The following is a 14,616-nucleotide window of genomic DNA, read 5'->3' on the forward strand; positions in this document are numbered from 1 at the left end:
AGAAATTCGAATTTTCGGCGAATGTCGTCTTCACAGTATAACCAGATTGCTTGGGGTTATATGGTCAAGTGAAGAAGCGCATACGGTGGATGCCTTGGCAGTCAGAGGCGATGAAAGACGTGGTAGCCTGCGAAAAGCTTCGGGGAGTCGGCAAACAGACTTTGATCCGGAGATGTCTGAATGGGGGAACCCAGCCATCATAAGATGGTTATCTTGTACTGAATACATAGGTGCAAGAAGCGAACCAGGGGAACTGAAACATCTAAGTACCCTGAGGAAAAGAAATCAACCGAGATTCCCTTAGTAGTGGCGAGCGAACGGGGACTAGCCCTTAAGTGGCTTTGAGATTAGCGGAACGCTCTGGAAAGTGTGGCCATAGTGGGTGATAGCCCTGTACGCGAAAGTCTCTTAGTCATGAAATCGAGTAGGACGGAGCACGAGAAACTTTGTCTGAATATGGGGGACCATCCTCCAAGGCTAAATACTACTGACTGACCGATAGTGAACTAGTACCGTGAGGGAAAGGCGAAAAGAACCCCGGAGAGGGGAGTGAAATAGATCCTGAAACCGTATGCGTACAAGCAGTGGGAGCAGACATTGTTCTGTGACTGCGTACCTTTTGTATAATGGGTCAGCGACTTATTTTCAGTGGCGAGCTTAACCGAATAGGGGAGGCGTAGCGAAAGCGAGTCTTAATAGGGCGTCTAGTCGCTGGGAATAGACCCGAAACCGGGCGATCTATCCATGGGCAGGTTGAAGGTTAGGTAACACTGACTGGAGGACCGAACCGACTACCGTTGAAAAGTTAGCGGATGACCTGTGGATCGGAGTGAAAGGCTAATCAAGCTCGGAGATAGCTGGTTCTCCTCGAAAGCTATTTAGGTAGCGCCTCATGTATCACTGTAGGGGTAGAGCACTGTTTCGGCTAGGGGGTCATCCCGACTTACCAAACCGATGCAAACTCCGAATACCTACAAGTGCCGAGCATGGGAGACACACGGCGGGTGCTAACGTCCGTCGTGAAAAGGGAAACAACCCAGACCGTCAGCTAAGGTCCCAAAGTTATGGTTAAGTGGGAAACGATGTGGGAAGGCTTAGACAGCTAGGAGGTTGGCTTAGAAGCAGCCACCCTTTAAAGAAAGCGTAATAGCTCACTAGTCGAGTCGGCCTGCGCGGAAGATGTAACGGGGCTCAAACCATACACCGAAGCTACGGGTATCACGCAAGTGATGCGGTAGAGGAGCGTTCTGTAAGCCTGTGAAGGTGAGTTGAGAAGCTTGCTGGAGGTATCAGAAGTGCGAATGCTGACATGAGTAACGACAATGGGTGTGAAAAACACCCACGCCGAAAGACCAAGGTTTCCTGCGCAACGTTAATCGACGCAGGGTTAGTCGGTCCCTAAGGCGAGGCTGAAAAGCGTAGTCGATGGAAAACAGGTTAATATTCCTGTACTTCTGGTTATTGCGATGGAGGGACGGAGAAGGCTAGGCCAGCTTGGCGTTGGTTGTCCAAGTTTAAGGTGGTAGGCTGAAATCTTAGGTAAATCCGGGGTTTCAAGGCCGAGAGCTGATGACGAGTTGCCTTTAGGCGACGAAGTGGTTGATGCCATGCTTCCAAGAAAAGCTTCTAAGCTTCAGATAACCAGGAACCGTACCCCAAACCGACACAGGTGGTTGGGTAGAGAATACCAAGGCGCTTGAGAGAACTCGGGTGAAGGAACTAGGCAAAATGGCACCGTAACTTCGGGAGAAGGTGCGCCGGTGAGGGTGAAGCACTTGCTGCGTAAGCCCACGCCGGTCGAAGATACCAGGCCGCTGCGACTGTTTATTAAAAACACAGCACTCTGCAAACACGAAAGTGGACGTATAGGGTGTGACGCCTGCCCGGTGCCGGAAGGTTAATTGATGGGGTTAGCTAACGCGAAGCTCTTGATCGAAGCCCCGGTAAACGGCGGCCGTAACTATAACGGTCCTAAGGTAGCGAAATTCCTTGTCGGGTAAGTTCCGACCTGCACGAATGGCGTAACGATGGCGGCGCTGTCTCCACCCGAGACTCAGTGAAATTGAAATCGCTGTGAAGATGCAGTGTATCCGCGGCTAGACGGAAAGACCCCGTGAACCTTTACTATAGCTTTGCACTGGACTTTGAATTTGCTTGTGTAGGATAGGTGGGAGGCTTTGAAGCGTGGACGCCAGTTCGCGTGGAGCCATCCTTGAAATACCACCCTGGCAACTTTGAGGTTCTAACTCAGGTCCGTTATCCGGATCGAGGACAGTGTATGGTGGGTAGTTTGACTGGGGCGGTCTCCTCCTAAAGAGTAACGGAGGAGTACGAAGGTGCGCTCAGACCGGTCGGAAATCGGTCGTAGAGTATAAAGGCAAAAGCGCGCTTGACTGCGAGACAGACACGTCGAGCAGGTACGAAAGTAGGTCTTAGTGATCCGGTGGTTCTGTATGGAAGGGCCATCGCTCAACGGATAAAAGGTACTCCGGGGATAACAGGCTGATACCGCCCAAGAGTTCATATCGACGGCGGTGTTTGGCACCTCGATGTCGGCTCATCACATCCTGGGGCTGAAGCCGGTCCCAAGGGTATGGCTGTTCGCCATTTAAAGTGGTACGCGAGCTGGGTTTAGAACGTCGTGAGACAGTTCGGTCCCTATCTGCCGTGGACGTTTGAGATTTGAGAGGGGCTGCTCCTAGTACGAGAGGACCGGAGTGGACGAACCTCTGGTGTTCCGGTTGTCACGCCAGTGGCATTGCCGGGTAGCTATGTTCGGGAAAGATAACCGCTGAAAGCATCTAAGCGGGAAACTTGCCTCAAGATGAGATCTCACTGGAACCTTGAGTTCCCTGAAGGGCCGTCGAAGACTACGACGTTGATAGGTTGGGTGTGTAAGCGCTGTGAGGCGTTGAGCTAACCAATACTAATTGCCCGTGAGGCTTGACCATATAACACCCAAGCAATCTGCAGACTCGAAAGAGATCAGATTGCGGTGTGTGAAGACGCAATGAACCGAAAGTTCGACGCTCACAAAACACCGAAAGCTGTCACATACTCAATTTGCTGAAGCGAGGCCATCTGGTCACGAGTCAGTACCCGAATTTCTTGACGACCATAGAGCGTTGGAACCACCTGATCCCATCCCGAACTCAGAAGTGAAACGATGCATCGCCGATGGTAGTGTGGGGTTTCCCCATGTGAGAGTAGGTCATCGTCAAGATTAAATTCCGAAACCCCAATTGCGAAAGCAGTTGGGGTTTTGTTTTGCCCGCAGGAAAGTTCTTACAGCATTCTCAGCCGCCCTGCGGCTGTCCTCGCCGGCCGACAATGCTAAGGTTCAGCCCTAGCTTTTGTACTTTTCCAAGGAAGCCTTCATGCCGGACACTCAGTCCCTCAACGCTGCATTCATGGTCGTTCAGAGCAACAGCCTGGATGAACTGCGCAGCCTTGTGATCAGCATCATGCGGCGCTATCCATTGGCCCCCCTGGAGAACGAAATCGCGCTCGTGCAGAGCAACGGCATCGCTCAATGGCTCAAGTTGGCACTGGCTGAGGATCCTGAAGAAGACGATTCAGGCGGCTGTGGTATCGCCGCCGCTATCGACGTGCAATTGCCGGGCAGTTTCATGTGGCAGCTGTACCGGATGGTTCTGGGGCGAGAGGAAATTCCAGCGAAGTCGTTGCTCGACAAGGCGCCGCTGACCTGGCGTCTGATGCGCCTGTTGCCACAGGTTATCAACCGTCAACATTTCGAACCGCTGCAACGCTTCCTCACCCATGACACCGATCTGCGCAAGCGCTACCAGTTGTCCGAACGTCTGGCAGACCTCTTCGACCAATACCAGGTTTACCGCGCAGATTGGCTTGAGGACTGGGCGGAGGGTCGTCATCAACTCCGCAATGTAAGAGGTGAAGCGAAACCGCTCTCACCGTCCAGTTGCTGGCAGGCAGAGTTATGGCGTGCTCTGCTGGATGACGTAGGCGAGCAAGGCATGGCCCAAAGTCGGGCGGGCGTGCACCAGCGATTCATGGAGCGCATCAACAGTCTTGAGCACGCACCTGTCGGTCTTCCCCAGCGGGTCATCGTATTCGGAATTTCGTCGCTGCCTGCTCAGGTACTGGAGGCATTGGCCGGGCTATCCCGTTTCAGCCAGGTTTTGTTGTGCGTCCATAACCCCTGTCGTTATCACTGGGCCGATATCGTTGCCGACAAGGATCTCTTGCGTCACCAGTACAAGCGGCAGGCTCGAAAAAACGGCATGCCTGTAGTGCTGGATTCGGAAACGCTCCACCAACATGCTCACCCGCTACTCGCAGCGTGGGGCAAGCAAGGTCGTGATTACATCAGCCTTCTCGACAGCTACGACGAGCCTGACAGCTATCGTGCAGCATTTCGCAACGGACGCATCGATCTGTTCAGCGAAACCCAGCCGAACAACATGCTCAACCAATTACAGGACGACATTCTGGAACTGCGACCGCTCAGCGAGACTCGAGCACTTTGGCCGGCAGTCGATCTGACTCAAGACAACTCGATCCGCTTTCACATTGCCCATAGCGCCCAGCGCGAAGTGGAAATTCTTCACGACCAGCTCCTGGCCCGTTTCAATGCCAACCCCCAATTACGCCCTCGCGATGTGATCGTGATGGTGCCTGACATCGATAGTTATGCGCCGCATATCCGAGCCGTATTCGGGCAGCTCGACCGTCAGGACCCACGTTTCATTCCTTTCACCATGGCCGATCAGGGGCAGCGCGGGCGGGATCCATTGCTGATCGCTGTCGAACATCTGCTCAAACTGCCGGACAGCCGTTTTCCCGTCAGTGAGATCCTCGACTTGCTCGACGTTCCTGCGTTACGCGCCAGGTTTGGTGTGCAGGAGCGAGACTTGCCGACCCTGCATCGGTGGATTGAAGGGGCCGGCGTACGTTGGGGCATCGATGCCGGACAACGTGCCGGACTGGGATTGCCCGACCAACTGGAGCAAAACAGTTGGCGCTTCGGCTTGCGTCGGATGCTGCTCGGTTATGCCGTTGGCAGTTCCGGTGCCTGTGGAGATATCGAGCCTTACGATGAGATCGGTGGTCTCGATGCTGCATTGATCGGTCCGTTGGTGGCGTTGCTGGATGCACTGGAACTCTCGCATCAGCAACTGATGAAACCCGCGCAACCACAGGAGTGGGGACATCGGCTTCAGGCGTTGATGCAGCTGTTTTTCAAGCCCGAAGATGAGCATGACGACTACCTGTTGGCTCAGCTCGAGGAGTTGCGTGAAACCTGGCTGGAAACCTGCGAGGCCGTCGGTCTGCTGGAGGAGCTGCCACTGACCGTCGTCCGTGAGGCCTGGCTGGCGGGGCTGGATCAGGGGCGTCTGTCGCAGCGCTTCCTGGCCGGAGCTGTGAACTTTTGTACGCTGATGCCAATGCGCGCGATCCCGTTCAAGCTGGTTTGCCTGTTGGGTATGAACGACGGCGATTATCCACGCGCTCAACCGCCGCTGGACTTCGATCTTATGGGCAGCGACTACCGGCCGGGGGATCGTTCCCGTCGGGAGGATGATCGCTATCTTCTGCTCGAAGCGCTCTTGTCCGCCCGTCATCAGCTCTACATCAGTTGGGTGGGCCGAAGCATTCGCGACAACAGTGAGCGGCCAGCCTCAGTGTTGATCGGCCAGTTGCGCGATCATCTCGCCAATGGATGGCGATCGGCTGATGACAATGAGGATCTTCTGATTGCCATGACTCAAGAGCATCCATTGCAGCCATTCAGTTCGCGCTACTTCCATGAGGAAGACAAGCTGTTCAGCTACGCCAGCGAGTGGCAGGTGCTGCATCAACCTCACGAACAGAACGACGTAGCTACAATGCTTGCGCCCCATACCCAGGAAGAACCGTTGAGTCTGGAACTGCTGCAGGACTTTCTGCGCAATCCGGTCCGACATTTTTTCACTCAGCGACTCAAGGTTTACTTCGAAGCGGCGCAGGTACCTCAGGCTGACGAGGAGCCTTTTGTGCTGGATGCATTGCAGCGATACATGCTCAGCGACAGCTTGCTCGGGGCAGCCATGAGGCTCCCGGACAACGTAGATAAGGCGCTCGAGTCTCAGGCCCGACGCCTCCAAAACAGCGGACTGTTGCCCATGGCCGGATTCGGTGAATGCCTTCAGCGAGAGCTGATCGAGCCTTTGCCTGACTTGTTGCAACGCTATCAACAACTGTTGGCGTTATGGCCAACCCCCCTGACCAACGCGCTACCGATCAATTTTGAATGGCAGGAACTGCGCCTTGAAGGATGGCTGGGAGGTTTGCACCGACGCGCCGATGGCGGCGTACTCTCGGTCACAACAATCCCCAACAGCATTGGCTCGATCAAGAACCGCAAATGGCATCGCCTGACCAAGCCCTGGGTCAGCCATCTTGTCGCGTGTGCCAGTGGCCTTTCCCTGACGACCGCACTGGTAGCCAGCGATGACACGCTCCTTCTGGAACCTCTGGAACAGACTCGAGCGGGACGAATTCTTGAGGATCTGCTCCTCGCTTGGCAGACGGGCATGCGCCAGCCACTGCCGGTCGCGGTGAAAACAGCTTTCGCATGGCTGGGGCAGACAGATCCGGTCAAGGCTGAAGCGGCTGCCCGCAAAGCCTATGAGGGCGATGGTCAGACCAACGAAGGTGAACGTCGCGAAAGTCCGGCTCTGACCCGACAATTCGCCGACTTCGATGCACTGCAGGCGGATGAAACCTTCTCCGGTTGGTGTGATGCACTGTATCGCCCTTTGCTTGAGGCGCCGTGGCGCTCATGGACTTATGAGGAGGCAGGCGCATGAGCAACCAACAGCCTCTCGCGCTGGCATTCCCGTTAAGGGGCAGTCAACTGATTGAGGCCAGTGCGGGCACTGGCAAGACGTTCACCATTTCGGCTTTATATCTGCGATTGATCCTCGGCCACGGAGGCGAGGGGAGTGGTTTCGGTCGTGAGCTGTTACCCCCGCAGATTCTCGTGGTGACCTTCACCGACGCGGCGACCAAAGAACTGCGCGAACGTATACGTACACGTCTGGCCGAGGCCGCCCGTTTCTTCCGTGACGAGACGCCTCCCCCTGATGCGCTGATCGATGAATTGCGTGCACAGTTCGATCCGCAACAATGGCCCGGTTGCGCCAATCGCCTGGATATCGCCGCGCAATGGATGGACGAAGCCGCTGTTTCGACGATCCACAGCTGGTGTCAGCGAATGCTGCGCGAGCATGCATTCGACAGCGGCAGTCTGTTTACCCAGACCCTGGAAACCGATCACAGCGACCTGCTCGGCGAAGTCTTGCGCGATTACTGGCGGCTGTTCTGCTATCCGATGCAGGGCGATGCCTTGAACTGGGTTCGCAGTCATTGGGCAGGCCCGGCGGCCTTGTTGCCGCGTGTGCGTGGACTGTTTGGCACCGAGCGCGAAGGGGATTCAGACAAGACACCATCCGAACTGATCGAAGAATGCCTGCAGGAACGCCGTGCGGCATTGGTTGAGTTGAAGGGACCATGGCGGCAGTGGGCCGATGAGCTACTCGCCATCTGCCATCAGGGCGTCGCCAACAAAACCGTGGACGGGCGCAAGATGCAGGCCCGCTATTTCGAGCCCTGGTTCGAAAAGCTCAAGGCCTGGGCCGAGGACGAGGCGCTCGAACAACTGGATATCGGCACCGGCTTCGCCCGGCTCACGCCGGATGGCATGGCTGAAGCCTGGAAAGGCGAGCCGCCGAGTCACCCGGGCCTGGATGCAATGCCGGTGCTCAAGTCGAGCCTGGACAATTTGCCGACGCCCGATGCGGCTGTGCTGCAGCATGCTGCCAAATGGGTCGGTGCCCGCTTTGAAGACGAGAAGCACCGTCGGGCCGAAATGGGTTTTGACGACATGCTGTTGCGTCTGGATGCGGCCTTGCAGTCCGACGGTGGGGAACGTCTCGCCACGCTCATCCGCGAGCAGTTCCCGGTCGCCCTGATCGATGAGTTCCAGGACACGGACCCGGTGCAGTACCGGATCTTCGAAAGTATTTATCGCATTGAAGAGGATAACCCCGAGACCGGGCTATTCCTGATCGGCGATCCGAAGCAGGCGATCTATGCCTTCCGTGGCGCGGACATCTACACCTATCTGCGAGCCCGGCAGGCCACAACCGGGCGCCTGCATACACTGGGCACCAATTTCCGTTCCAGTCACGGGATGGTCAGTGCGGTCAACCATGTGTTCGAACGTGCGGAGTCCCGTGAGCAAGGGCGCGGAGCATTTCTGTTCCGAGAGAAAAACGGCGTTAACCCGGTGCCGTTCCAGCCTGTGCAGGCTCAGGGGCGTAAAGAACATTTGCAAGTATCCGGGCAGGACGTACCGGCGCTGAACATCTGGCATTTATCCACCGACAAGCCACTGTCCGGGGCGGTCTATCGTCAGCAGTTGGCGGCAGCCTGCGCCAGTGAGATCACGACCCTGCTCAATGGCGGCCAAACCGGTCGCACCGGGTTTGTGCAGGAGGGCAAGGATTGGCGCGGGCTGCGACCAGCGGACATAGCGATCCTGGTGCGCGATGGTAAAGAGGCGCAGGCGATACGCGGTGAACTTGCAGCGCGCGGGGTCCGCAGCGTTTATCTGTCGGACAAGGACTCGGTGTTTGCCGCTCAGGAAGCCCATGATCTGCTGTCATGGCTCAAGGCATGCGCCGAGCCGGATGTCGAACGCTCCCTGAAAGCCGCGCTGGCGTGCATCACCCTGAATCTGCCACTGGCTGAGCTGGAGCGTCTTAATCAGGACGAACTGGTCTGGGAAACCCGGGTCATGCAGTTCCGTGGTTATCGTGAGCTCTGGCGCAAGCAAGGGGTGCTGCCGATGCTGCGGCGCCTGCTGCACGACTTTCAATTACCGCAGATGCTCATCGCCCGCAGTGATGGCGAGCGGGTGCTGACCAACCTGTTGCACCTGTCGGAATTGTTGCAACAGGCTGCGTCGGAGCTCGATGGCGAGCAGGCACTGATCCGTCATCTGGCCGAGCATCTGGCGCTGTCCGGCCAGGCAGGCGAAGAACAGATCCTGCGTCTTGAGAGCGACGAACAACTGGTCAAGGTCGTGACCATTCACAAGTCCAAGGGGCTTGAATACCCGTTGGTGTTCCTGCCTTTCATCTGTTCGGCCAAACCTGTGGATGGCAGTCGGTTGCCGCTGCATTATCACGATGAGTCCGGCAAGGCCCGCATCAGTCTGAAACCCGACGCCGAACTGATCGCCCTGGCGGACAACGAGCGCCTGGCAGAGGACCTTCGGTTGCTCTACGTCGCGCTGACCCGCGCACAACATGCGTGCTGGCTCGGAGTGACGGATCTCAAACGCGGCAATCACAGCAGTTCGGTGTTGCACCTTTCTGCGCTGGGCTATCTGTTGGGTGGCGGCGCAATGTTGAATGAGTCCAGCGGATTGGCTCGTTGGCTGAGCGATCTTCAACAGGATTGTCCGGCGCTGAGCGTTGTTGAAATGCCGGAGGCTACCGGCGAGGAGTATCAGCCCCCGCGTAACGAGGCCACGCTACGTGCCACCCTTTTACCGGCTCGCAAGGCCAGCGAGAACTGGTGGATCGCTTCGTACAGCGCCTTGCGCATCAGTGATGTGCTGAGCGTCGGCAACGATGAAGCTCCCGACAGTCCGCAAGCGCAAAAGCTGTTTGACGACGAACGCCTCGATCCCGAAGCTCCACGCGAGATCATCGCCGGCGGGGCTGACATTCACCGTTTCCCCCGTGGACCGAATCCTGGAACGTTTCTTCACGGTTTGCTGGAGTGGGCGGGGGAGGAAGGGTTCGCGGTGACTCGCGAGTCGCTGGACGACGCGATTGCCAGGCGTTGCAATCGGCGGGGCTGGGAAGGCTGGATCACCACCCTCGGTGACTGGTTGCAACACTTGCTCAAACTGCCACTGCCTGTGGGCCTCGACCAACCGCCAGTGGTGCTCGAGCAATTGAAGCAATATCGGGTCGAGATGGAATTCTGGTTCGCCAGCCACAAAGTCGACGTGCTCAAGCTTGACGAGCAGGTGCGACAGTTCACCCAAAACGGTGTTGCCCGGGGCGGTGCGGAGGCGGTGCAGCTCAATGGCATGTTCAAAGGCTTTATCGACCTGACGTTCGAGCATGAAGGTCGTTACTACGTGGCCGATTACAAATCCAACTGGCTGGGTGTCGATGACGCTGCGTATACCGAACGCGCCATGGAACAGTCGATTCTCGACAACCGGTACGACCTGCAATACGTGCTGTATCTGTTGGCTCTGCATCGTCAGCTCAAGGCGCGGCTTGTCGACTACGACTACGACCGGCATATCGGCGGCGCGTTGTATCTGTTCCTGCGCGGGACGCGCGCCCCTGGCGGTGGCGTCTACTTCGCGCGACCACCACGGGAGCTGATCGAGCGCCTGGACTTCATGTTCCAGGGCAAACCGCAACCCAAGGCCGAGCCCGCGTGGGAACAGGGAGTACTGCTATGAGCCGGACATTCACCGACCTGCTGCCAACGCCACTGACCGCCGAAAACCTCGCGCAACTGACGCCCCTGACCCGTGCCGATGATCTACTGCTGTTGCTGACCCAATGGGTCGAGCGTGGCTGGTTGCGGGCACTGGACAAAGCCTTCGTGGCCTTTCTTCATGAGTTGGCACCCGATATCGATCCGCTGGTATTGCTCGCCGCCGCATTGACCAGTCACCAGCTCGGCCATGGTCATGTCTGCCTGGATCTGTTCGAAACCCTCAAGGCGCCGGATTTCGCTCTGTCCCTGCCGCCGGAGGGTGACGCGCAACCCGGCGTGTTGCTGCTGCCATCGCAACTGCTGGATACCCTCGACGGAGCGCACTGGTGCAAGGTGCTGGCGGGCAGTTCTCTGGTGGCACTGGGCGCCGACGAAGGCGCGTCGGCTCGGGAGCGCCCGCTGGTGTTGTCCGGCAAACGCTTGTACTTGCGGCGCTATTGGGCCTACGAGCGGCGTATCGACAACGCATTGCGTCAGCGCCTCGCGGAGCAGGAAGCGACACCACCCGATCTCGCACGCCGGCTGGACACACTGTTCGATCCGGCCCAGCGCGCAGATGTCATCGACTGGCAGAAACTCGCCTGCGCCCTGGCCACCCGAAGTGCCTTCAGCATCATCACCGGCGGTCCGGGCACCGGCAAAACGACAACGGTGGTCCGTCTACTGGCGCTGCTCCAGGCACCTGCGGTCGAGGCGCATCAACCATTGCGAATTCGGCTCGCGGCGCCTACCGGGAAAGCCGCGGCGCGGTTGACCGAGTCCATCAGTCAGCAGGTGCAATCGCTGAAGGTCGCTGACAGCGTCCGGGAAAAAATCCCGACCGAGGTGACCACGGTGCACCGCCTGCTGGGCAGCCGTCCCGGCACTCGGCATTTTCGCCATCATGCCGCTAACCGTCTGCCCCTGGACGTGCTGGTGGTCGATGAAGCGTCGATGATCGACCTGGAAATGATGGCCAACCTGCTCGATGCCTTGCCGCCTCATGCCCGGTTGGTGTTGTTGGGCGACAAGGATCAACTGGCCTCGGTGGAGGCTGGCGCAGTGCTGGGGGATTTGTGTCGCGATGCCGAAGCGGGTTGGTACAGTCCGCAGACCCGCCAGTGGTTGGAAAGTGTAAGCGGCGAATCCCTGCAGGAAAGCGGCTTGCACGAAGGCTCTGACGGTTCGCACCCGCTGGCCCAGCAGGTGGTGATGCTGCGTCATTCGCGGCGTTTCGGCGAGGGCAGCGGCATCGGCCAGCTGGCGCGACGGGTGAATCAGCAACTTCCGATTGAGGCTCGGCAGTTGCTGGAAGCCAATGCTCATGGCGATGTGTTTTCGTTGCCGCTTCAAAACGAACACGACCGGAAACTCGAGCACCTGGTACTCGATGGTCACGGCGAAGGCCCCCACGGTTATCGACACTATCTGAGCGTTTTGCGCGATCGACGCCCTGCGAGTGGTACGCCGCTCGAGCATCCAGGCTGGGTCGATTGGGCGCGTGACGTCCTGCAGGCCTTCGATACCTTCCAGTTGTTGTGCGCAGTGCGCAAAGGGCCGTGGGGTGTCGAGGGGCTGAACCAGCGCATCACTGACGCGTTGCTCAAGGCGCGGCTGATCGAGAGCAACCAGCAATGGTACGAAGGTCGGCCGGTGCTGATGACTCGAAACGACTACGGTCTGGGGCTGATGAACGGTGACATCGGCATCGCCCTGAAATTGCCCGAGCTCGATGGACCGGATGCCGGTAAATCCGTATTGCGAGTGGCGTTTCCGCGTAACGACGGGCGCGGCGGGGTTCGCTTCGTGCTGCCGAGCCGGCTCAACGATGTCGAGACCGTCTTTGCGATGACGGTGCACAAGTCTCAGGGCTCGGAGTTCGCCCATACCGCGCTGATACTGCCGGACGCCCTGAATCCCGTGTTGACCAAGGAACTGATCTACACCGGAATTACCCGGGCCAAGGACTGGTTCACCTTGATTGAACCCCGCAGTGGCGTATTCGAGGAGGCAGTACAACGTAAGGTGAAGCGCTTGAGCGGGCTGATGCTTGAACTGGAAGAAGGGACTACGCCTCGAGGATGAAGGGGCTTTCGATTACTGCCGATCTTTGACCGGCCGGTCAGGGGCGCTGTATCGCTGGCGTTCCAACGCTGTGCTATCGTTGCGGCATCATTTCGTAACGATCCAAGAGAATCCTTGCATGAAGGTGGCTGTCTGGGCGACAGAGCGCGTAGTTGGCTGCAAGTGGGCATTGCTTGCCGGTGTGCTCTTTTGGTTCACGGGTGTGGCCGCTGCCCAGACTCAGACCCCGGTGGGCATGGCCGAACAGCGGGCCAAATCCGTCACCCAGGTTGTCCTCGGCATCCTCAGTTATGCGCGCTGGCCGGTAGAGCCGGCGCAGTTGCGTCTGTGCATCGTCGGACCGACCGAGTACACCGACGACCTGGTCAAGGGCACGACTCAGGCCACGGGGCGTCCGGTCATCGTGCGTCGACTGTTGGCCGACAACCCGGCCCTCGTCAGCGAGTGCGACGCGGTCTACATCGGCAAACTCACTACCGACGAACGCAGCCGGCTGTTCGCGTCTCTGATCGGCCATCCGGTGCTGAGCATCAGCGAAGGCGGTGATCAGTGCACGGTCGGCAGCCTGTTCTGCCTGCGGGTCGGCGATGAACAAGTGTCGTTCGAGGTCAATCTCGACTCCGTCGCCCGCAGTGGCGTGCGCATCCATCCCAGCGTGCTGCAGTTGTCGCGCCGCAAACCGGCGGTGCCATGAGACGCGACAAATCCACAGAGCGTCCGACCCTGGGCTCGGTCATCGGCCGTGGCAACCTGATTGTGGCGCTGGTTGCCGTGGCAATGGCCAGTGTGTCGCTGACGCTGCTTGGGGTGCTGGCACTGCGGGTCTATGCCGATCACAACCTGCACTTGATCGCCCGCTCGATCAGTTACACGGTGGAAGCCGCCGTGGTGTTCAACGACAAGGCCGCCGCGACCGAAGCGCTGGCATTGATCGCCTCGACCGAAGAAGTGGCCGATGCCCAGGTGCTGGACACTCAGGGTCAATTGATCGCGCGCTGGCAGCGTCCGGAGAACGGCCTGTTTTCCGAATTGGAGATGCAGGTCGCGCGGGCCATTCTGGAAAAACCCATTAGCCTGCCGATCCTGCATCAGGATCGAGAGATCGGTCGCATCTTGTTGATCGGCCACGGCGGCAGCCTGATGCGCTTTCTGTTGAGCGGGTTGGCGGGGATCATTCTCTGCACGGCGATCAGTGCCTGGGTCGCGCTCTTTCTGGCGCGACTGCAGTTGCGCAGGATCATCGGCCCGTTGCACAGCCTGGCGGCAGTGGCGCATGCCGCCCGAAGTGAGCGGGCGCTGGACCGACGCGTACCTCGGGCGAAGATTGCCGAGCTGGATAACCTGGGCAATGACTTCAATGCCTTGCTCGATGAGCTCGAAGACTGGCAAACCCACCTGCAAAGCGAGAACGAAACCCTCGCCCACCAGGCCAGCCACGACAGCCTCACCGGATTGCCGAACCGGGCCTTTTTCGAAGGCCGCCTGATCCGTGCGCTACGCAACGCCCACAAACTGAACGAGCGCGTGGCGGTGCTGTTTCTCGACAGCGACCGATTCAAGAACATCAACGACAGCTTCGGTCATGCCGCCGGCGACGCAGTGCTGGTGGCGGTGGCCAATCGGGTGCGGGCGCAGCTGCGTGAGGAAGATCTTGTCGCGCGTCTGGGCGGTGATGAGTTTGCAGTCCTGCTGACGCCCTTGCACAAGACCGAAGACGCCGAGCGCATTGCCGACAAGATCCTCGCCAGCATGGACACCCCGATTGCGCTGCCGGGCGACAGCAGTGTCGTGACGTCGCTCAGTATCGGCATCGCCGTTTACCCCGATCATGGCGCCACGCCCGGCACCTTGCTCGATGCGGCGGATGCCGCGATGTATCAAGCCAAGCGCTTGTCGCGCGGCGCCCAATTCACGGCCGGGTCGGAGCACCCGGTCGACCCCGTTCAAACCAGGAGCTGATGCCGTGTTCTCACTTTCCATTCGACTGTTTTCCAC

5 protein-coding genes and 2 rRNA genes are annotated in these 14,616 nt (G+C 58.5%); all 7 read left to right on the forward strand.

The genetic code is table 11. The features are described 5' to 3' along the window. Positions 1 to 62: 62 nt before the first annotated feature. The 7 genes from I5961_RS03570 to I5961_RS03600 all read left to right on the forward strand — a co-directional run bounded on the left by I5961_RS03570 (position 63) and on the right by I5961_RS03600 (position 14,580). Positions 63 to 2,951, forward strand: a 23S ribosomal RNA gene (locus I5961_RS03570). Between the two features lie 156 nt (positions 2,952 to 3,107). After that, a 5S ribosomal RNA gene (rrf, locus tag I5961_RS03575) occupies positions 3,108 to 3,223 on the forward strand. A 154-nt stretch (positions 3,224 to 3,377) separates the two neighbouring features. Further along, the gene (recC, locus tag I5961_RS03580; RefSeq protein ID WP_227234371.1) at positions 3,378 to 6,830 is read left to right on the forward strand and encodes an exodeoxyribonuclease V subunit gamma; all 3,453 of its coding nucleotides are present in this window, start codon (positions 3,378 to 3,380) and stop codon (positions 6,828 to 6,830) included. After that, a complete protein-coding gene (gene recB, locus I5961_RS03585; RefSeq protein WP_227234373.1) occupies positions 6,827 to 10,516 on the forward strand; it encodes an exodeoxyribonuclease V subunit beta in 3,690 nt (1,229 codons plus the stop codon). The genes recC and recB overlap by 4 nt, the downstream gene beginning before the upstream one ends. Further along, positions 10,513 to 12,621, forward strand: a complete 2,109-nt coding sequence (gene recD / locus I5961_RS03590; protein WP_227234375.1) for an exodeoxyribonuclease V subunit alpha — start codon at positions 10,513 to 10,515, stop codon at positions 12,619 to 12,621. The genes recB and recD overlap by 4 nt, the downstream gene beginning before the upstream one ends. Before the next feature lie 118 nt (positions 12,622 to 12,739). Beyond that, a complete protein-coding gene (locus tag I5961_RS03595) occupies positions 12,740 to 13,315 on the forward strand; it encodes a YfiR family protein (RefSeq protein ID WP_085701332.1) in 576 nt (191 codons plus the stop codon). Next, complete coding sequence (locus I5961_RS03600; protein WP_085701333.1) at positions 13,312 to 14,580, forward strand: diguanylate cyclase domain-containing protein; 1,269 nt, start codon at positions 13,312 to 13,314, stop codon at positions 14,578 to 14,580. Before I5961_RS03595 ends, I5961_RS03600 begins: the two co-directional genes overlap by 4 nt. The last annotated feature ends 36 nt before the right edge of the window (positions 14,581 to 14,616 follow it).

It is taken from the genome of Pseudomonas sp. IAC-BECa141 (assembly GCF_020544405.1).
GTDB lineage: Bacteria > Pseudomonadota > Gammaproteobacteria > Pseudomonadales > Pseudomonadaceae > Aquipseudomonas.